Origin of the sequence: Alkalidesulfovibrio alkalitolerans DSM 16529 (assembly GCF_000422245.1) — a bacterium.
In the GTDB taxonomy this organism is placed as follows: Bacteria; Desulfobacterota; Desulfovibrionia; order Desulfovibrionales; family Desulfovibrionaceae; genus Alkalidesulfovibrio; species Alkalidesulfovibrio alkalitolerans.
The window spans coordinates 124,205-143,560 of sequence record NZ_ATHI01000031.1; the positions used below are offsets into that span (position 1 = coordinate 124,205).

The 19,356-nt window shown below is 66.2% G+C and carries 18 protein-coding genes; 2 read left to right on the forward strand and 16 right to left on the reverse strand.

What is annotated here, in order from left to right; translation table 11 throughout:
- The first annotated feature begins 38 nt into the window (after positions 1-38).
- The gene (locus DSAT_RS13145; RefSeq protein ID WP_020888020.1) at positions 39-887 is read left to right on the forward strand and encodes a rhodanese-like domain-containing protein; all 849 of its coding nucleotides are present in this window, start codon (positions 39-41) and stop codon (positions 885-887) included.
- A gap of 79 nt (positions 888-966) precedes the next feature.
- On the opposite strand, the gene DSAT_RS13150 is transcribed toward DSAT_RS13145, so the two are convergent.
- The 16 genes from DSAT_RS13150 to DSAT_RS13225 all read right to left on the reverse strand — a co-directional run bounded on the left by DSAT_RS13150 (position 967) and on the right by DSAT_RS13225 (position 17,144).
- On the reverse strand, positions 967-2,124 hold the full coding sequence (locus DSAT_RS13150; protein WP_020888021.1) for a trans-sulfuration enzyme family protein: 1,158 nt from the start codon (positions 2,122-2,124) through the stop codon (positions 967-969).
- A gap of 136 nt (positions 2,125-2,260) precedes the next feature.
- On the reverse strand, positions 2,261-3,478 hold the full coding sequence (locus DSAT_RS13155; RefSeq protein WP_020888022.1) for a cystathionine gamma-synthase family protein: 1,218 nt from the start codon (positions 3,476-3,478) through the stop codon (positions 2,261-2,263).
- Positions 3,475-4,362 carry a DMT family transporter gene (locus tag DSAT_RS13160; protein WP_020888023.1) on the reverse strand — a complete coding sequence of 296 codons (888 nt, stop codon included), beginning with the start codon at positions 4,360-4,362 and terminating at the stop codon, positions 3,475-3,477. The genes DSAT_RS13155 and DSAT_RS13160 overlap by 4 nt, the downstream gene beginning before the upstream one ends.
- A gap of 101 nt (positions 4,363-4,463) precedes the next feature.
- Positions 4,464-5,213, reverse strand: coding sequence for a TlyA family RNA methyltransferase (locus DSAT_RS13165; RefSeq protein ID WP_020888024.1), 750 nt, complete (start codon positions 5,211-5,213; stop codon positions 4,464-4,466).
- Positions 5,214-5,220: 7 nt separating this feature from the next.
- On the reverse strand, positions 5,221-6,687 hold the full coding sequence (thrC, locus tag DSAT_RS13170; RefSeq protein ID WP_020888025.1) for a threonine synthase: 1,467 nt from the start codon (positions 6,685-6,687) through the stop codon (positions 5,221-5,223).
- 28 nt (positions 6,688-6,715) lie between these two features.
- On the reverse strand, positions 6,716-7,222 hold the full coding sequence (locus tag DSAT_RS13175) for a DUF456 domain-containing protein (protein WP_020888026.1): 507 nt from the start codon (positions 7,220-7,222) through the stop codon (positions 6,716-6,718).
- A gap of 1 nt (position 7,223) precedes the next feature.
- On the reverse strand, positions 7,224-8,519 hold the full coding sequence (locus tag DSAT_RS13180; RefSeq protein WP_020888027.1) for a phenylacetate--CoA ligase family protein: 1,296 nt from the start codon (positions 8,517-8,519) through the stop codon (positions 7,224-7,226).
- Positions 8,520-8,542: 23 nt separating this feature from the next.
- Positions 8,543-9,991, reverse strand: coding sequence for a replicative DNA helicase (gene dnaB / locus DSAT_RS13185; protein ID WP_084712870.1), 1,449 nt, complete (start codon positions 9,989-9,991; stop codon positions 8,543-8,545).
- Positions 9,963-10,517, reverse strand: coding sequence for a 50S ribosomal protein L9 (rplI, locus tag DSAT_RS13190; RefSeq protein ID WP_020888029.1), 555 nt, complete (start codon positions 10,515-10,517; stop codon positions 9,963-9,965). Before rplI ends, dnaB begins: the two co-directional genes overlap by 29 nt.
- Positions 10,518-10,527: 10 nt before the next feature.
- Positions 10,528-10,788, reverse strand: coding sequence for a 30S ribosomal protein S18 (gene rpsR / locus DSAT_RS13195; RefSeq protein WP_020888030.1), 261 nt, complete (start codon positions 10,786-10,788; stop codon positions 10,528-10,530).
- Positions 10,789-10,791: 3 nt separating this feature from the next.
- Positions 10,792-11,100: a 30S ribosomal protein S6 gene (gene rpsF / locus DSAT_RS13200; protein ID WP_020888031.1), complete on the reverse strand. Its 309-nt coding sequence runs from the start codon at positions 11,098-11,100 to the stop codon at positions 10,792-10,794.
- 318 nt (positions 11,101-11,418) lie between these two features.
- On the reverse strand, positions 11,419-12,561 hold the full coding sequence (locus tag DSAT_RS13205) for a DegT/DnrJ/EryC1/StrS family aminotransferase (protein WP_020888033.1): 1,143 nt from the start codon (positions 12,559-12,561) through the stop codon (positions 11,419-11,421).
- Positions 12,561-13,325: an enoyl-ACP reductase FabI gene (locus DSAT_RS13210; RefSeq protein ID WP_020888034.1), complete on the reverse strand. Its 765-nt coding sequence runs from the start codon at positions 13,323-13,325 to the stop codon at positions 12,561-12,563. Before DSAT_RS13210 ends, DSAT_RS13205 begins: the two co-directional genes overlap by 1 nt.
- Before the next feature lie 19 nt (positions 13,326-13,344).
- Positions 13,345-14,241 carry a phosphoribosylaminoimidazolesuccinocarboxamide synthase gene (locus tag DSAT_RS13215; RefSeq protein ID WP_020888035.1) on the reverse strand — a complete coding sequence of 299 codons (897 nt, stop codon included), beginning with the start codon at positions 14,239-14,241 and terminating at the stop codon, positions 13,345-13,347.
- A 17-nt stretch (positions 14,242-14,258) separates the two neighbouring features.
- Positions 14,259-15,581, reverse strand: coding sequence for a histidinol dehydrogenase (gene hisD, locus DSAT_RS13220; RefSeq protein ID WP_020888036.1), 1,323 nt, complete (start codon positions 15,579-15,581; stop codon positions 14,259-14,261).
- Between the two features lie 165 nt (positions 15,582-15,746).
- Positions 15,747-17,144: an outer membrane homotrimeric porin gene (locus tag DSAT_RS13225; protein ID WP_020888037.1), complete on the reverse strand. Its 1,398-nt coding sequence runs from the start codon at positions 17,142-17,144 to the stop codon at positions 15,747-15,749.
- A gap of 316 nt (positions 17,145-17,460) precedes the next feature.
- Here DSAT_RS13225 and uvrC point away from each other — a divergent pair, with 316 nt between their 5' ends.
- Positions 17,461-19,269 carry an excinuclease ABC subunit UvrC gene (uvrC, locus tag DSAT_RS13230; protein WP_020888038.1) on the forward strand — a complete coding sequence of 603 codons (1,809 nt, stop codon included), beginning with the start codon at positions 17,461-17,463 and terminating at the stop codon, positions 19,267-19,269.
- Positions 19,270-19,356: the final 87 nt, after the last annotated feature.

The following is a 19,356-nucleotide window of genomic DNA, read 5'->3' on the forward strand; positions in this document are numbered from 1 at the left end:
AGAAGCCGCCGCTTCACGCGCAAGCCCGGAGGACATCCATGCCGCAAACCGCCGACACGCACGAACCAGATGCCGCAACGACGCCTGCGAACGTCACGACCGCCGAGGCCGAGGCTTTCATGCGCAAGCGCTCCCTGGACGACTACACTCTTTTGGACGTGCGCCAGACCTGGGAGTACGACGAGGCGCATCTGCCCGGCGCGCGGCTCGTGCCTCTGACCGAACTGGCCGACAGGCTGGGCGAGGTGCCGCGCGACAAACCCGTGCTGACCTACTGCCGTTCGGGCGGACGAAGCTCCGCCGCTGCCGGGCTCCTGGCCGGCCAGGGCTACACGGCCCTGAACATCCTGGGCGGCATCACCGCCTGGCAGGGCGCAGCCGCCGAGGGCGGACTCGACCAGGGGCTGTCCTATCTGCCCGCAGCGGCATCCATGGCCGACATCTTGGCCCTGGCCTACGCCATGGAGGCCAATCTCGGGGACTTCTACGCCCGTTGCGCGAGCGGCGAGGACGAGGAGGCCAAGGCCGTGCTGCAACGCCTGGCGCGGTTCGAGGAGGGGCACAAGGCCATGGTCCTGCGCCTGGCGAGGAGCCACGCCCCGGACGTGGACGAGGCCGCGCTCCTGGCGCGCGCCAGGGAGATCACGGCCGTGGAGGGCGGCTACGGCCCACAAGAGGCCTCGGCCAGACTGTGCGCGGTCAAGGCCACGCGCCGCGACGTTCTGGAGACGGCCATGGCCTTCGAGGCCCAGGCCCTGGATCTCTACCTGCGCGCCACCTCCCGCGCGGCCGACCTCGAAGCGGCGGCCGTGCTCAAGGAACTGGCCGTGGAGGAGAAGAAGCACATGGCCGTGGTGGGGCGCATGCTGGACAGGACGCCAAGCTGACAGGCCGCCCCGAATTAGCCATCCGCAGGGCGCCTTGTCCCCTGGGCGGGCCAAAGAGCGCCGCCCAGGGATTTTCGTTTCAGGAACCTTTCAGGGCCTGGTCGAGGTCGGCGATGATGTCATCCTTGTCCTCGATGCCCACGGACAGGCGCAACAGGGTGTCGCCGATGCCCGCTGCGTGCCGTTCCTCGGCCGTCATCTTGGCGTGCGAGGTCAGGCGCGGGAAGCAGATCAGCGTCTCCACACCGCCCAGCGACACCGCCTCGGCGATCATGGTCAGCCGGTCCACGGCTGTGCGCGCCTCGGCCTCGCTGCCCGCGATCTCGAACGAGAGCATGCCGCCGAAGGCCGTCATCTGCCGCGCCGCGACGGCGTGGCCGGGATGGTCCGAAAGTCCGGGGTAGTTGACCTTCGTGACTTGCTCGTGGCGAGAAAGCCACTTGGCCACCGCCATGGCGTTCTCGCTGATGCGCTCCATGCGCAGGCCCAGTGTCTTCATGCCGCGTTCGAGCAGGAAGGCGTCGTAGGCGTTGAGCGTGGGGCCGTAGTTGACGAGCGCTTCCTTCAAGCGTTCGCCAAAGGCGGCGCGCGCCGCGATGGCCCCGCAGTTGAGGTCGCTATGGCCCGCCAGGTACTTGGTGCCCGAGTGCACGGAGATGTCCAGGCCCAGCGCCAGGGACTTTTGCAGGATGGGCGTGGCGAAGGTGTTGTCGCAGACCGTGACCGCGCCGATCTCCTTGCCCACGGCCGCGATCATGGCCAGATCGACCACGCCGAGCAGGGGGTTGGAGGGCGTCTCCGCGTAGATGAGCCGGGTGTTGGGCCTCAGCGCGGCGCGTAAGGAGGCTTCGCTTGCGAAGTCCGCGAAGTCGAATTCGATGCCCAGGCGCGGGAACTCGGCGGTCAGCAGATGGTGCGTGCCGCCGTAGATGTCGCGCTGCACCACGGCGTGGTCGCCGTGCCCGAGCACGGCCAGGAGCGTCACGGCGATGGCTGAAAGGCCGGAGGCCGTGACCAGGGCGACGTCCGCGCCTTCGAGAGCGGCCAGCTTGTCCGCCGGGGCAAGCTGCGAGGGCAGGGTGTGATAACGCGGGTAGCCCGCCTCGGGCAGGTTCTTCCACGGGAAGCGGTGGGCCGACGAGGTGGAGATGGGCGTGTTCAGGCCGCCCGTGACCGGGTCGGGGCGCGATCCCGCGTGGACGCACAAGGTGTCCGGCCGTCTGCTGTCGTTGCGCATGAGTGACTCCGTGCAAGGGCTTGCGCCTGCCCCGGACCAGGAGCGGGGGCGGGCGAATTCGTCAAAATACGGCGCGGCGCGCGGCAAATCAAGCCTGCCGCGCGCCGCGCCTGCAAAGTAAGCCTGTCGGCGGCGCTCAACTCAAGGCCTGGTCGAGATCGGCCATGAGGTCGCGCGCGTCCTCAATGCCTACGGAATAACGCACCAGACTCTCCGGGATGCCCATGGCCGCGCGCTGCTCGGCCGTGCATTCCACGTGGCTCGTTGTCGCGGGCACGCCCGCGATGGTCTCCACCGCGCCCAGGTTGGCCGCGCGGTGCGCAAGCCTGAGCTTCGGCAGGAAGGCGCGCACGGCATCGAAGGTGTTCTCCTTGAGCATGAAGGAGAGCATGCCGCCAAAGCCGCGCATCTGGCGCGCGGCGACGTCGTGGCCCGGGTGTTCGGGCAGGCCGGGATAAAAGACCTTGGACACGCCCGGATGCTCGGAGAGGAAGCGGGCGATGCGCATGGCGTTCTCGTTTTGCCGTTCGATGCGCAGATGCAGGGTCTTCATGCCGCGCAGCAGCAGATAGGCGGACATGGGGTCCAAGGAAGCGCCATTGATCTCGCGGTAGTGGTATATCTCGCGGATGAGATGGGCCGGGCCGCAGGCCACGCCGCCCAGGGCGTCGGCATGGCCGCCCAGGAACTTGGTGGCGCTGTGCAGGGCGATGTCCGCGCCAAGGGCGATGGGGTTTTGGTTCACCGGGGTGGCGAAGGTGTTGTCCACCATGACCACGGCCCCCACGGCGCGGCCCGCGCTCGCCAGACGCTCGATGTCCACGATCTTGACCGTGGGGTTGGTGGGCGTCTCCAGGTAAAGCACCCGGCAGCCCTTGGCGGTCTCGGCCTCGATCGCCTCGAAATCCGTGGTGTCGCAAAGCGTCACCTCCACGCCGAAGCGGGGCAGGAACTCGGTGAACAGGACGTTGGTGCCGCCGTAGGTATCCTTGAGCGAGACGACGCGGTCGCCGGGCTTCACCATCGCGAAGAGCGCGGCCGAGATGATGCCCATGCCCGAGGACGCGCTGACGGCCGCCTCGGCCCCTTCCAGCAGCCGGACTTTCTCCTCGAACGCGGCCACCGTGGGGTTGGTGTTGCGGCCGTAGATGTGCCCTTGGCGCTTGAGCAGGGCCACTTCCTGCCATTCGTCCACGTCGTGGTAGCCGAAGGCCACACTGTGCACCACGGGCACCTGGGTGGCGTTGCCAAGCCCGTGGTTCTCGTCGCCGCCGCGAACGGCCAGCGTGGCGAGATGCAGGGACGTGTTCCGGTCCTGGGCCGGGGAGTCGGGGCGCTTGGGGTCGTTGCTCATGAAAGGCTCCTGAGTGCTTTGGCCTGTCGCCAGGCCGCGAGATTGGGCAGGGCGATGCCCGCCAGGATGAAGACGGTACCGAAGAGTTGCCAGGCCAGAAGCGGCTCTCCCAACAGGGCGGCTGCGAAGAGCAGGGTGGCCACGGGTTCGATGGACGAGAAGACGGCCGCGTAGGCGCTGCCCACCCGCGCGATGGCCGCATACAGCAGGAGGATGGCCATGACCGTGGGTATGAGGCCGAACCCGAAGCCCATGGCCAGTTGCGGACCGCTGAAGGCGAGAAGGGTTGTGGGCGGATGCAGCAGACAAAAGCCGATGGCTGTGAAGAGGATCATGTAGAAGCTGGCCGTGAGCGGCCGCAGTCCCTTGGTGACCACTTGGCAGAGCAGCAGGTAGACCGAGAAGACGGCCGTGGCTCCGGCGGCGAAAAGCAGTCCTTCCGGCGAGGCCTGGCGGGCGAAGGCGTCGGCGAAGACCAGGGCGCAGCCAAGCGAAACGGAGACGACCGAGAGGACGAGCGGCCGCGTGAGGCCAAGGCCCAGGAAGCAGACCGCGAGCAGCGTGACCACGGCCGGGTGGGCGTAGAAGATGAGCGCCGTGGTGGAGGCGGTGATGTATTTGAGCGAGAGGAAGAAGCAGAGGCTTTGCGTGGTGTAGATGCAAAGGCCCACGGCCGCGATGGCGGCGAGGCGGGAAAGGCGGATGCGAAAGGCCGAGGGATCGCGCAGGGCGATGTACGCGCCGAGCAGCACCGCGCCGAAGACGAAGCGCGAGAGCAGCATCTGCCATTCGTCCATGCCCAGGGCATAGGCCGCGCGGGCCATGACGGCCATGAGGCCGAAGCAGATCGCGGAAAGCACGCTCAGCAAAGCGCCGAGGGCCATGATGCCTCCAGGAAAATCAGTCGCTCCGGCCCAAGGCCGGAGAGCTTCCCTAGCAGGCGCGCGGGCCGCTGGCAACGGCCGAGCCATGGCGGGCGGCGGGATCAGGAGGGCAGGCTGAACAGGACCAGATATTCCTGGTTGCCCTTGGGGCCGGTGATGGCCGAGGCCACTGTGTCGTGGTGAACAAGTCCCAGCGCCTCGCAGCCGAAGGACACGACCTTATCCACGGCCTTTTGGCGCAGCGTCTCGTCGCGCACCACGCCCTTTGGGCCGACCTGGTGCGCGGGCAGCTCGAACTGCGGCTTGACGAGCGCCACGATGCGTCCGCCCGGCCGCAGAAAGCCTTTCAGCGCGGGCAGCACGCTGGTCAGGGAGATGAAGGACAGGTCGGCGGTGATCAGGTCCACGCGCTCGGGCAGAAAATCTGGCTGGGCGAGGCGCAGGTTCACGCCCTCGTGCGAGACGACGCGCGGATCGGCGCGCAGCTTCTCGTGCAGTTGCGCCGTGCCCACGTCCACGGCGTAGACGCGGGCCGCGCCGTGCTGCAGCAGGCAGTCCGTGAAGCCGCCCGTGGAGGCCCCGGCGTCGAGGCAGACGAGGCCCGAAACATCGAGGCCGAAACGTTCGATGGCCGTGAGGAGTTTGTAGCCGCCCCGGCTCACGAAGCGCTCGCCGCCTTCGAGTGAAAGCTCCGTATCGGGCCGAAGCTGCTGGCCGGGTTTTTCGACACGCACGCGCCCCTTGGGTGTGTCCATGAAGATGCGCCCGGCCATGATCAGCCGCGCGGCCTGATCGGGCGTTTCGGCAAGGCCCTGCCCAGCGGCCAGGACGTCGGCGCGCGCGCGGGCCACGGCGCGCCTATTTGCGGGCCAGCCCCAGGCGGGCCACGATGTTTTCGGCCGCCTTCACGGTGAACGCCTCGGGCGTCAGGTCGGCCTTCTCGGCGGACGTGATCACGGGCTCGGGCCGGTTGGCCAGGGCCGGGTCCGGGGTGATGCCGAATTCGGGCGGGAAGGAGTTCTCGAAGTACATCTCCTGGAAGCCGATGAACTTGAGCATGTGGGCCGTGGCGTCGAGCACGGCCGTCTCGTCCGCGCCGATCAATCCGAGTTCGCGGGCCTTCTTGAGTCCGGCCAGGCATTCGCCGCCCTGGGTGCAGGAGATGTGGCCGTGCCGGTTGGCCAAAAGCATGCCCTCGATGGTCTCCTGCTCGGTCACCTGGACGACCTGGAACGCGCCGGGACCGTATGCCTTTTCGAGCTTGTCCGCGAAATGGCGCACGCGCGGGAAGGAGACCGGATCGCCGATCATGGCCGCCTGGGCCACGGAGGGCTGGACCTTGACGGGCGCAAAGACCCGGCTACCCTCGGGCTGGCTGTAGTAGCGCCAGACAGGGTCGGCGTGATGCGTCTGCACGCCGAAGATGCGCGGCGGCTTGGCGATGACGCCCAGTTCGCAGAGCTTGAGGAAGCCGGACATGATGGCCGTGATGTTGCCCGCGTTGCCGATGGGCACAAAGACGCAGATCCCGGCGAGATCCCAGTCGTACCACTGCGCGACTTCGAAGGCGTAAGACTCCTGGCCCAGGATGCGCCAGGCGTTCTTGGAGTTCAGGAGCGCCACGTCGTAGTTGTCGGCCAGGTGCTCCACGACCTTCATGCAGTCGTCGAACACGCCGGGCACTTCGAGGACCGTGGCCCCGCTGCCCAGGGGTTGGGCGAGCTGCTGCGGCGTGACCTTGCCCTCGGGCAGAATGACCACCGAGGAGATGCCGCCGCCAACGTAGGCGGCGTAGAGCGCGGCCGCGGCCGAGGTGTCGCCTGTGGAGGCGCAGACCGCGAGCAGGCTCTTCATCTCCTTTTTGCGCATCAGGGCGCGCAGGAAGGAGAAGGCGCAGGCCATGCCCCGGTCCTTGAAGGAGGCGGAAGGGTTCTGGCCGTCGTTCTTGAAGGCCATGCGCTGCCCGCCGAGTTGGGCCGAGAGTGCAGGACTTGAAGTCACGATGGGCGTGTTGCCCTCGCCGAGCCAGACGATGTCGTCGGGCTCCACCACCGGGGCCATGAGCTCGTAGAAGCGGAAGATGCCGCGCAGCGGGTCGGACTTGGTGGCCGCGCGGATGTCGAAGAGGTCGCGCCAGGCCGCGCCCGAGACGTTCTTCAAGCTCTCGAATCCGGTGTCTTCGAGCAGGAACACGTCGCCGCAGGACGGGCAGGTGTAGTGCAACTGGTCGATGGGATAGCGCTGGCCGCAGCCCAGGCAGAAATATTCCATGGTCCCCCGGTAGTCGGGGAAATCGGGCGACGAGACGTGTGAACGAACGGTCATATGATGCTCCGTGGTGTGTGCCAGGGGATCAGGAGGGCCAGACGGCCTTGGCGCTCATCCAGAACATGAGCACGCCCAGGCCGAACTTGGAGACAACGCCGAGGAAGGTGCCGAAGAACGCGCCCATGGCGCTTTTGTGGGCCTCGGGCAGCGGCCGCTTGAGGGAGAGTTCGCCCGCCAGGCCGCCAGCGTAGGCGCCTAGGAATGCTCCGGGGATGGCCCCGATGCCGAAAAAGAACGGCGCGCCGACGATGGCTCCGACGATGGAGCCGCCGATGGCCCACCAGTTGCCCCGGCCCGAGCCGCCGAAGCGGCGGACGCTGTAGACCTGGGTCAGGAACTGCACCAGTTCGCCCACGCCCGCGATGAGCGCCATGAGGATGAAGAAGCCCCATCCGGCGTCCATGGCCGGGTGAAAGTACTTCCAGACGAGCATCAGGGCCAGCATGACCCAGTTGCCGGGCAGGCTGAAGACGTGCAGACCCAGGGTCAGGAAGAGGACGCCCAGGAAAAGGGCGGCGTAAAGCTCCTGCATGTCAGTCCTTCGGCCTGAGATCGCTGACGCGCTGGGCCTTTCCCTCGGTCACGGGCAGGCTGCCGTGCTGCACGAGTTCCACGCGCGGGGTGATGAGCAGTTCGTCGCGCAGCTTGGTCACGATGCGTCCGCGCAGGGCGTTTAGGGCGCGCATGTCCTCGACGAAGAAATCCTCGGTGATCTCGACCTTGACCGTGAACTGGTCCATGTGGCCGTCGCGGGTCAGTTCGATGAGGTAGTTGCTGCCGACCTCGGGCATGCCCATGAGGATCTGCTCCACCTGCATGGGGTAGATATTCACGCCCTTGATGATGAGCATGTCGTCGGTGCGACCCGCGATGCGGTCGATGCGGCGATGGGCGCGGCCGCAGGCGCATTGGCCGGGGATGAAGCGAGTCAGGTCGCGGGTGCGGTAGCGGATGACCGGCATGCCTTCGCGCGTGAGAGTGGTCAGCACCAACTCGCCCAGTTCGCCGTCGGGTACGGGCTCGAAGGTGTTGGGGTCGAGGATTTCGGCGATGAAGGCGTCTTCCCACAGGTGCATGCCCTGTTGCTCAGTGCACTCGAAGGCCACTCCAGGGCCGTTCATCTCGGAGAGCCCGTAGGAGTTGAAGGCGCGGCAGCCGTAGAGCCCTTCGATGCGGCGGCGCGTCTCCTCTGTGTGGGGTTCCGCGCCGATGAGGGCGATACGGATGGGCAGCGAGGCCGGGGAGATACCTTCGGATTGGAGGAAATCGGCGAAATGCAGGGCATAGGAGGGGATGATGTGCACCACACTGACCGAGAAGTCGCGAATGAGCTTGACCTGGCGGCGGGAGTTGCCCGCTCCTGCGGGGATGGTCAGGCAGCCCAGGGCCTCGGCCCCGTAGTGGATGCCAAGGCCGCCGGTGAACAGGCCGTAGCCGCTCATGTTCTGGAACACATCCTCGCGGCGCACGCCCGCCATGTGCATGCAGCGGGCCATGAGCGAGGCCCAGGTCCGGATGTCGCGTTCAGTGTAGAAGACGGCCGTGGGCGATCCCGTGGTGCCCGAAGATGCATGCAGCCGCACCAAGTCGGCGATGGGCACGGTCACGAGGCCGTAGGGATAGCTCGCACGCAGGTGCTGCTTGGTGGTCAGGGGCAGCCTGCGGATGTCCTGTGGGCTTTTGATGTCGTCGGGCCCGACGCCAGCCTCGGCCAAGACGCGGGCATAAAAAGGCGAGCGCGCCGCGCGTTCAATGGTTTCACGCAGGCGGGCGGTCTGCAGGCTGGCGATCTCCTCGCGCGAAAGAGCCTCTGCGGGATCGAAATGCACGAACGGCCTCCTTGGCAGGGTTTTCAGCCGGAACGGCCGTATTCGGACGGCTCGGGCACGAAGGCCAGGTCGCCGAACTTGGTGGACGGGCCGATGAAGGCCAACTCCACTTCGCCCACCGGGCCGTTGCGCTGCTTGCCAATGATGATCTCGGCGACGCCTTTCTTGGTCGAATCTTTATTGTACACTTCATCGCGATAAATGAACATGATCACGTCGGCATCCTGCTCGATCGCACCGGATTCGCGAAGGTCCGAGAGCATGGGGCGGCGGTTGGAGCGCTCCTCGACCTTGCGGTTGAGCTGTGAGAGCGCGATCACCGGCACGTCCAACTCCTTGGCCAGGGCTTTGAGGTTGCGCGAGATGTCGGAAATTTCCTGTTCGCGCGAGTCGATGTTACGACTGGCGCGCATGAGTTGGAGGTAGTCCACCACGATCATGCCGATGTTCTTTTCTTTTTTCAGGCGACGGCAGCGGGCGCGAAGCTCAAGGATGGACAGGGCAGGGGTGTCGTCGATGAAAATGGGGGCCTTGCTCAGCACTTCGGCGGCGTCGAAGAGCTTGGCCCAGTCGTTGTCGTCCAGGTATCCCCGCCGCATGCGAGAGAGGTCCACTCCGCCCTGGACGCACAGCAGGCGCGACATGAGCTGTTCCTTGCTCATCTCCAGCGAGAAGACGACCACGCCTGTCTCTTCCATGCCCCTGGTGGCCGCGTTCAGGCACAGGTTCAGGGCAAAGGCCGTCTTGCCCATGGAGGGACGCGCGGCGATGATGATCAGGTCGGAGCGCTGAAAACCCGCCAGCATTTCGTTCAGCCGGGTGTAGCCGGTGGTCACGCCGGTGATGACGTCCTGGCGTTCGGCGCGTTTTTCAAGCTGCTTGAAGACCTCGGCTACAAGCTCCTTGGAGGAGGTGTAGCTCTCGGCCGCGCGGCGTTCGGCGATGCGGAAGATGGCCTGCTCGGACTCGTCGATAAGTCTCTCGACGTCCGCGCCCCGGCTGTAGCTTTCCTGGATGATGTCGGCCGCGACGCTGATCAGCCCGCGCTGTAGGGCCAGATCGCGTACGCGTTGGGCGAAGTATTCGGCGTTGGCCGAGGGCACGATGGCCGAGGCCAGTTCGCCGAGGTAGGCGCGGCCTCCGACGGTTTCGAGCGCTTCACGCTTGTTCAGTTCGTCGGCCGTGGTCAGCAGGTCGATGGGCCGTCCGGCGCGGTCGAGCTCGAGAAAAGCGGCGTAGATGGTCCGGTGGACGGGAGAGTAGAAGTCCTCCTCGTCGAGGATCTCCACGATGAGATGAAAGGCCTTGTTGTTGAGAAAAATCCCCCCCAAGACCGCCTGTTCGGCTTCGAGGTCGTGGGGGGGGACTTTGCGCAGGAGGTCGGCGGAGGCCCGCTCGGGGGCCTCGCGCGCGTCCTGAAAGCGTTTTCCGCCGGAAGAGGGGCTATTGGGCCTGGTCGGTGACGGGCGCAGTGGCGGCCTCCTGAGCCTCGGCGGCCTCGGAGACGTCCGCGCCGGCCGGGGCGGCGATTTCCTCTTCGAACGATCCACCCTCGCGCAGCACCTGCACGGTCACCTTGGCGATGACGTCCTGGTGCAGTTTGACGGGCACGGCGTATTCGCCCAGCGCCCTGATGGGCGCGTCAAGATCGATGCGGCGCTTGTCAATCTCGATGCCCTGGGCGGCCAGACCCTCGGCGATCATAGCCGAGGTCACGGAGCCGTAGAGTTTGTCGCCCTCGCCCACACGCACGCGCATCTCGACCACGGCGGCCGAAAGCTTTTCGCCCAGGCTGCGGGCCTCGGAGCGCACGGCGTCCATCTTGGACTCCAGCTTCTTGCGCTCGAGCTCGAACTGCTTGAGGTTGGAGGGGGTGGCCAGCATGGCCAGTCCCTGGGGGATCAGGAAGTTGCGGGCGAAGCCCGGCTTGACCTTGACGGTATCGCCGACGCGGCCAAGGTTGTCCACGTCGGAACGCAGGATGATCTGAACAGGCATGACGACCCTCCTAGACGGTCCGCTTGCGCACGTAGGTGGCGTGCACGGTGGTGTAGAACAGCAGGGCCATCTGGCGCGAGCGCTTGATCTGCGTGGTCAGCTTGCGCTGATGCTTGGCGCAGGTGCCGGTGATGCGGCGGGCGATGATCTTGCCGCGCTCGGTGATGAAGTCGCGCAGGATGTCCGCGCGCTTGTAGTCCAGGGGCAATTTCTTGTCCGCGCAGAAGCGGCAGAACTTCTTGCGGGGAGTGAACCTTTTCTTGAACGCCATGGCTTAGGCCTCCTCGGGCGTGAACTCTTCGTTCAGCTTGACGGTGATGAACTTGAAGATGCCGTCGCTGATGCGGATGTTGCGCTCCAGCTCGGTGACGCAATCGCCCGGGGCGGCGTACTCCAGGCGCACGTAGAAGCCGCGCGACTGCTTGTTCACCGCGTAGGCGAGATCGCGCATGCCCCACTCGTCGGTGAGGAGCATCTTGCCGTTCTCACGCTCGATGATGCCGGTCAGGGCGTCGATGATCTCCTTGCGGCCGTCGGGCGCGAGCTCGGGGCTCAGCAGGAGAAGGGTTTCGTACTGACGCATTGAGGTGGTCCTCCTTGTGGTCTATGGCCCGCACCAAGGGGGTGCGAGCAAGGAAGGGAGTCCTTAGCCGCTTTTGAGACCCCTGTCAACGCCGCTTTTTAGCGCCGTTGCGGGACTTTTTGGACTGCGTCCCGCAGCCCGAGGCAGGGCCTCAGCCCTGGATTCCGAGTTTCGGCAGGATGAAGCGGGTGATGACTACCCAGGCGACGATGACGCCGCCGATTATCAAAAGATTCTCCATGGAGTTCTCCTTGCTCGGCGCCGTGCCGGCCATCGATTCCGGCGCGTTGCCCGTGGCGGATCAGTGTCCGCGGTGCGCTACAGGCCGTAGAATTCGCGGATCGCCGCGCAAACGCGCTCCACGTCGGTCTCGGCCAGGCCGGGCCACAGCGGAAGAGAGAGCGCCTGGTTCGCCAGCCGTTCGCTGAACGAAAGGTCCATCTCGCCGTCCACGTCGGCCCGGCCCAGGCCGAACATGGGCTGCTTGTGGCCGGGCACGGGATAGTGAACCGCCGTGCCGACGCCCTTTTCGGAAAGGTGGCGGATCAGGCGGGCCCGCTCGTCCTGCGAGCTTTCCTCGCGCGTTCCGGCGCGCACCACGTACAGGTGGTAGGAGTGCTCGGCTCCGGGCCGTTCGACGGGCAGGATCAGCGGTGTCTCGGCCAGTCCGGCAGTGTAGAGCGAGGCCAGGCGGCGGCGCGCGGTCACAAGCTCGTCGAGCCGCGTCAGACGCAGGCGCAAGAAGGCCGCCTGCAACTCGTCCATGCGGCTGTTCATGCCCGGCATGACGCTGACGTAGCGCGGATTCTCGCCGTATTGCCGCAACAGCCGGACGCGCTCGTCCAGGGAATCCCGGTCGCCGGTCACGGCTCCGGCGTCTCCCAGCGCCCCGAGGTTCTTGGTGGGGTAGAAGCTGTAGGCGGCAAGTTCGCCGAAGGTTCCGGCCAGACGTCCGTCAAGCCTGGTTCCATGGGCCTGGGCGCAGTCCTCCACGAGGTGCAGCCCGAACTCGTCGCAGACTTCGGCCAGGGCGGGCATGTCGCAGGGCTGGCCGTAGAGGTGCACGGCCAGAATCGCCCGCGCGCCCGTGCTCTCGGCCATGCGCCGCGCGCTTTGCGGATCGATGGTGTAGTAAGGCTCTTCAACCTCGGCGAAGACCGGGATGCAGCCCGCCGCGAGCACCGCGTGGTAGCAGGGCGGCGCGGTGAAGGCGGGCAGCACCACGCGGCTTTCGGGCGGCATATCCAGGGCGGCCAGGGCCAGCACCAGGGCGTCGGTGCCGTTGGCGCAGGCCGCGCACCAGGAGCGTTCCGTGGCGGCGGCAAACTCCTCTTCGAAGCCCGAGGCCTCGGGACCGTTCAGGAACCAGCCGCGCGCAAAGACCCGCTCGTAGGCGGCGCGCAGGCCGTCCTCGTCGGCCGCGAGCTGCGGGCTCAGGGCTCCGAAGGGGATGTCAGTCATCAGATGCCCATCACATTGTAGCCGGAGTCCACGTACACGACCTCACCGGTCACGCCGCTGGAGAGGTCGGAACACAGCCACAGGGCGGTCTTGCCCACGTCCTCGGTGGTGATGTTGCGGCGCAACGGCGCACGCTCCTCGATGGTCTTGAGGATGGTCTTGAAGCCGGAGATGCCGCTGGAGGCCAGGGTTTTGAGTGGGCCGGCGCTGATGGCGTTGATGCGCACGCCCTTGGCACCCAGGTCCATGGACAGGTAGCGCACCGAGGCTTCGAGGGCGGCCTTGGCCACGCCCATGACGTTGTAGTTGGTGATGACCTTCTCCGCGCCGTAGTAGGTCATGGTCACGACCGTGGCGTTCTCGGAGAGCATGGGCTCGAAGGCCTTGCACAGCGTCACCAGGGAGTAGGCGGAGACGTCCAGGGCCAGGGCGAAGCCTGCGCGGCTGGTATCGATGTAGCGGCCCGCCAGGTCGTTGCGGTCGGCGTAGGCGATGGAGTGCACGAGCACGTCGAACTCGCCCCATTGTTCCTTCACGGCGGCAGCGGCGGTGGCCACGGCCTCGTCATCCTGCACGTCGCACTGGAGCACGAACTCGCCGCCGAGCTCCTCGCTGATGGGGTCGATGCGCTTCTTCACGGCGTCGTTGGCGTAGCTGAAGGCCAGACGCGCGCCTTGTTCCTTGAACTGTTTGGCGATGCCGTAGGCGATGGAACGTTCGTTGGCCACGCCGAAGATGAGGGCCTTCTTGTCCTTCATGAGCATGAGCGTCTCCTCCTTGGGATCAGATGGCGAGTTTGCCGCCGGTCAGCATTTCAAATATCTGCATGTAGGTCCGGCTGGTCTGCTCGATCAGTTCGGGCGGCAGATTCGGGCCGGGAGGCTGCTTATTGTAGCCGATGCGCTCCAGATAGTCGCGCACGTTCTGCTTGTCGAAGCTCGGCTGGCTTTTGCCGGGCGCGTAGCCCTGCAGCGGCCAGAAGCGTGAGGAGTCCGGGGTCAGGGCCTCGTCGATCCACAGGATCTGGCCGCCCTTGACGCCGAACTCGAACTTGGTGTCGGCGATGATGATGCCGCAATTGCGGGCGTAGTTGCGGGCCTTGGCGTAGATGGCCAGGGACAGCTCTTCCACTTCCCGCAGCACGTCGGTGCCGATGATTTCTCCCGCACGCTCCACGGAGATGTTTTCGTCGTGCGAGCCGACCTCGGCCTTGGTGGACGGCGTGAAGAGCGGCCTGGGCAACTCCTGTGATTCGAGGAGTCCGGCTGGCAGAGTGTGGCCGCAGACCGCGCCGGTCTTTTTGTAGTCCTTCCAGCCCGAGCCGGTGATGTAGCCGCGCACGATACACTCGATGGGCAGGGGCGTGGCCTTCTTCACGATCACCGAACGGCCTTCGAGCTGGTCACGGTGCTTGTGCAGCACTTCGGGGAAAAGCTCGATGCGATCGGCGACGATGTGGTTGCCGACCAGGTCCTTGAACTTGTCCATCCAAAAAAGCGTGATCTGGTTCAGCACCGCGCCCTTGAAAGGGATGGGGTCGGGCAGGACCACGTCGAAGGCCGAGAGGCGGTCCGTGGTCACGATGAGCAACTCTTCGTCGTTCACGGCGTAGATATCGCGCACCTTGCCTCGCGAGAGCAAAGTGAGCTCGGGGATGTTGGTCTTCGATACGATGTTCATCATTTTTCCTTATGCGGTCAGTCGGCTTTTGGCGAGAGGTCTTTTCGGATCTCCACCGATCTGGCGTGCGCCTCAAGCCCTTCCAGGCGGGCCAGGCGGGCGATCTTGTCGGCGTTGCCCAGGGTAAACGATCTGCTCGTGGCGATGAGGCTCGAAGTCTTCATGAACGTCTCCACCGAGAGGGCGGAGGAGAAGCGGGCCGTGCCGAGCGTGGGCAGCACGTGGTTCGGCCCGGCGAAATAGTCGCCCACCGGCTCGGGGGCGTAGCCGCCGAGGAACACGGCCCCTGCGTGGCGGATGCGTCCCAAAAGCTCGAAGCCGTCGCGGCAGACGACCTCCAAGTGCTCGGGCGCAACGAGGTTGATGCAGGCCAGCCCGGCTTCGAGGTCCGGGACCACGACCACGCCGCCCCAGTCGTGCAGGGCCTTGCGGGCCAGATCGGCCCTGGGCAAGGCGTCGAGCTGACTGGCCAACGCCGTTTTGACGGCTTCGCCGAGTTCGGGGCTCGTGGTCACCAGCAGGCAGGCGGCCAGGGGATCGTGCTCGGCTTGCGAGAGCATGTCCGCGGCCAGCCAGTCGGCCTTGGCGGTTTCATCGGCCAAGATGGCGATTTCCGAGGGCCCGGCGATCATGTCGATGCCCACGCGGCCGATGAGCAGCCGCTTGGCCGTGGTCACGAAGATGTTGCCTGGCCCGGCGATGACGTCCACGGCCGGGATGGCGTCCGTGCCCTGGCCCAGGGCGGCGATGGCCCAGGCCGAGCCCACGGCGTAGACCTCGTCGATCTCCAGAAGCGCGGCGGCGGCCAGGATGTAGGGGTTGAGGCTGCCGTCGGCGCGCGGCGGCGAGCACACGGCCAGCCCTTCGACCCCGGCCACACGCGCTGGGATGGCGTTCATGAGCAGGCTCGATACGAGCGGCGTCTCGCCCCCCTTGCCGCCGGGCACGTAAAGTCCGGCCCGGTCCACGGGGCGGACCATCTGGCCGAGCATGCCGCCGTCCGGCATGGCCTGCATCCAGGAGTTGCGGCGCTGGCGCTCGTGAAAGGCGCGGATGTTGGCCGCGGCCTCGCGGATGATCGCGAAATCGGTTGCGGGAATCTCGTCTGGCGCGGCCTTTATGCGCTCGGGCGCGACACGAAGCATGTCCGGCTCGAAAGCGGGACAGTCGAAGCGCCGCGTGTATTCGACGAGCGCCTCGTCGCCGCGCGCGGTCACGTCGGCGAGGATGTCCAGGACCGTGCGTTCCACTGCGGGGTCTGCGGCCCGTCTGGCGTCGAGCCAGGATTTGAGGGCGGCCTCGGTCTCGGGGCCGGTGTATGCGATGGTACGGCAGGGCATGTCGGCATTTCTCCAGAAGGGACCGGTTGGCCCCGGACATGGCTATAGCCAAGGAGGCGCTGAATGTCGAGCCGCGCGGCCGGGTCCAGGCGCGCGCGCGGGATGAAAAAGGCCGGGACCCGAAGGTCCCGGCCGGTCGGTGCGGATGTCGTGTCGGAAGTGGGCTTAGAACTTGTAGACGAAGCCCACCGAGGTGCGCCACATCTGGGTCTGGTTGTCGACGGCGTTGCCGACACCAGGAGCGTTGCGCCAGGTGTTCTTGTGGAAGTTAGGCCAGGCGATGCCGAGGTCGGCGATGAAGGACAGCTCTTCCATGATCTTGTAGGTGTTGTTGAAGTCGATCGCGAAGACGGTGTCCTTGGTGGTCAGGTCGGAGCCGTAGGTCAGGCCGTTGGCAGCGGCGTCCTTGTGGTTGGTGCCCTTGTAGAAGGAGAACACCAGGTCGTGACTCAGGTCTTCGATGAAGGCGATCTTCTCGAGCTTGGCGCCGATACCCCAGGAGCCCACGTAGGCGATCATGGCGGCATCGTCGTTCAGCAGGCGGCCGCCGGAGCTGAGCATTTTGCTCTGAGTCCAGGAGCCAGCGATGACGGGCATGCGCTCGTCACCGTTGGAGTCGCGGCTGTCAACGCCGGAGCCGTACCAGGCGGACAGGGAGGGAACGAACCAGGACAGGCCGTTGTACTGCACGGCCAGGTCGGCCAGCCAGCCGGAGCGATCCTGATTCTTGGCCTTCTGGTCGATGCTGCCGTAGTTGAAGTCGGCGTAGATCACGAAGGGATCGAGCACGTTGACTTCAAAGCCGGAGCCCACCCACCAGGGGGTGGCCTGGTTCTTCAGCGCGCCGGTGCCGCTGTAGGAAACAAGACCGGAGAAATCGGTCGGGTAGGCCGAAGTCTTGAAATCACCGTCGAGGCCATTCTTGCCCACGAAGGCAACGGAGACGAAGGGCTTCAGCTTGAAGCCGTCGAAGGTCAGGGGCACGGCCAGCAAGGTGGCGTCGAACTGGCCGTTGCCTTCTTCAATGCGATTCCAACTCGAGCCTTCAGTCTCATGGAGACGCCAGAAGCCGAGAACGGTGCTGACCATGTCGTTCCACTTGTTGGCCACGGTAATGCCGGTGGCATCGTCGTCCATGATGGCGGAGCCGAAGTACCCGGAGTTCGGGAACACGGCGCCCATGGTGCCCACGGTGGTGATCAGGGACTGGTAGGTGGGCCACTTGAACTCGAGGTAGGCGCGCTTCACCTTCACAATCGTCCGGTCAGCAGCAATAGAGCCGCCCGAAGTTTTGTCACCCCAGAAGGTGCTACCGATTTCGAACGCGACGTTCATGTTCACGTTCTCGTTGGCGCGGAAGTTGAAGTACACGCGGGCGCGGTGTTGCAGACCGTTGTGCTTCTGCTGGTCCTGGCCGCTGTAGCTCTTGGTCCAGTCCTTGTTGCCCCAGTAGGTGTAGTTGGCCTTGAACTCGCCGGTGGCCTTGACGTCCAGGGCGTGGGCCATGCCGGCCGCGCCGAGGACGAAAGCCGCCAGTGCGAAGAGCACGAGGAGCTTTTTCATGAGGTTTACCTTCCTTCTTTTGCTGTGCTGTGGTCTGACAAACATCCGACACCGCGAACCCCGGAAATCCGGAATTCTTGAAAATCGGTCTAGCGCCTTTGCTCGCGGCATGCAATCAATTTTTTGGCATTTGGTAAAAAAATTTTTACCGTCCAGTTTTTTGTACCGCCGTCTTGCCTGACGGTTCATCCCGAAAAGTTCGTCATCGAGCGGGGGCATCGTGAAAGCCTCGTGGTCTATGCGATACAAGGCTTCCCCGGCCGTCCAGCTCGCGCGGGCCTTTACGCCGCCCCCGCGAATGCCTAGGTAGAAGGCGATGACGGACGCACGCACCATCCTGCTCCAAGCGCCGGACGCGCCGGGCGTTTACCTGATGAAGGACGCCAAGGGGCGCGTCCTTTACGTGGGCAAGGCCAAGCGCCTCAAGCGCCGTCTGGCGTCTTACTTCAAGGCGGCCGACGTCCTGGAGCCCAAGACGCGGGCGCTCATGGCCAGGGTGGCCGCCGTGGACACGCTGCTCACGGCCACGGAGAAGGAGGCGCTGCTCCTCGAAAACAGCCTGATCAAGAAGCACCGGCCGCGCTACAACATCGTCCTGCGCGACGACAAACAGTACCTGCTCTTCAGGCTCTCCAAGGGGCATCCCTTTCCCCGCCTGAGCGTGACCCGCAAGGTGGAGCGCGACGGCTCGGTCTATTTCGGTCCTTTCACCTCCGCGGCCGCGGCCAAGGAGACCTGGCGGCTCATCGGCCGCATCTTTCCCCTGCGCAAGTGCACGGACCGGGTCATGGCCAACCGCGCGCGGCCCTGCCTGTATCATTATATGAAGCAATGCCTGGCCCCGTGCGTGCTCGACGTCCCGCGCGAGGAGTACGCCGCCCTGGTGGGCAAGGTGGAGATGCTGCTCTCGGGCCGTTCGGGGGAACTTGTGCGCGATCTCACGGCGCGCATGCGCGAGGCCTCCGACGCCCTGGCCTTCGAGCGGGCGGCCGAGTTGCGCGACCAGATCGCGGCCGTGCGCACGACCCTGGAGCGCCAGGCCACGGTCATCCCCGGTGGGGGCGACATGGACGTGGCGAACGTGGCCGCGAGCGAGGGTGGGCTCGGTCTGAGCCTTCTTTTCGTGCGCGAGGGGCGGCTCATCGGCCAGAAAAGCTTTTTCTGGGCCGGACGGGACAGCGAGGACGGCCAGGAAGCCGTGGCCGCCGCGCTGGTCCAGTTCTACGGCCCCAGGCGGCTCATTCCGCCCACGGTGCTCGTGCCCTGGGCCCTGCGCGACGAGACAGTGGCCCAGGTGCTGGCCGAGCGGCGCGAGGCCCAGGTCTGGGTCCGTCCGCCGCGTTCGACGCCGGAGAAGGCCCTGCTGGACATGGCGCGCAAGAACGCGGCCCAGGCCTGCGCCACGTGCAGGGACGGGGCCGGGAGGGAGGCGCTCCTCGATGCGCTGGCCCGCGCGCTGCGCCTGGGTGGCCCGCCCGAGCGCATCGAATGCGTGGACGTATCCCATTTGCAGGGCGAAGCCACGCGCGCCGGGCACGTCGTCTTCGCGGGCGGGGAGCCCCGGCCGGACGACAACCGGGCCTACGCCCTCGAAGACGTGGGCGGCGACGACTATCGCGCCCTGGCCGAGTGGGCCCGACGGCGCATCGAGAGCGGCCCGCCATGGCCCGATCTGGTGCTCGTGGACGGCGGACGAGGACAGGTGGAGGCCGTGCGCCGCGTCCTGGCCGAGGCCGGGCACGAAGGGCTCTTCGCGCTCGCTGGCATCGTCAAGGCCGGGCGCGGCGCGGCGGAGCGCGGCGACACCGTTTTTCTGCCCGGACGCAAGAACCCCCTGCCGATCCGGCCGGGCGGGGCCGAGATGCTCTTTTTGCAACGCATGCGCGACGCGGCGCATGATTTCGTCATTGGCAGGCAGCGCAAGGCGCGGCGCAAGGAGGCCGTGAAAAGCGACGTCCTGTCGCTGCCCGGCGTCGGCCCCAAGACCGCCCGGCTGCTGTGGGATCGCTTTTCCTCCGTGGACGCCATGCGCGAGGCCAGCGAGGACGATCTGGCCGCCCTGCCGGGCGTGGGCCACAAGCGGGCCGCGCGTCTGCATGAGACCCTGCGCGCGCTCGTGGGGTGAGCAGTGCGGGCGGCTTTGCACTTCGGAAAGTAACCTGCTATGGCACGACTTCCCGCCAAGGAGCCGTGGGCGCGCCGCGCAAGGCCG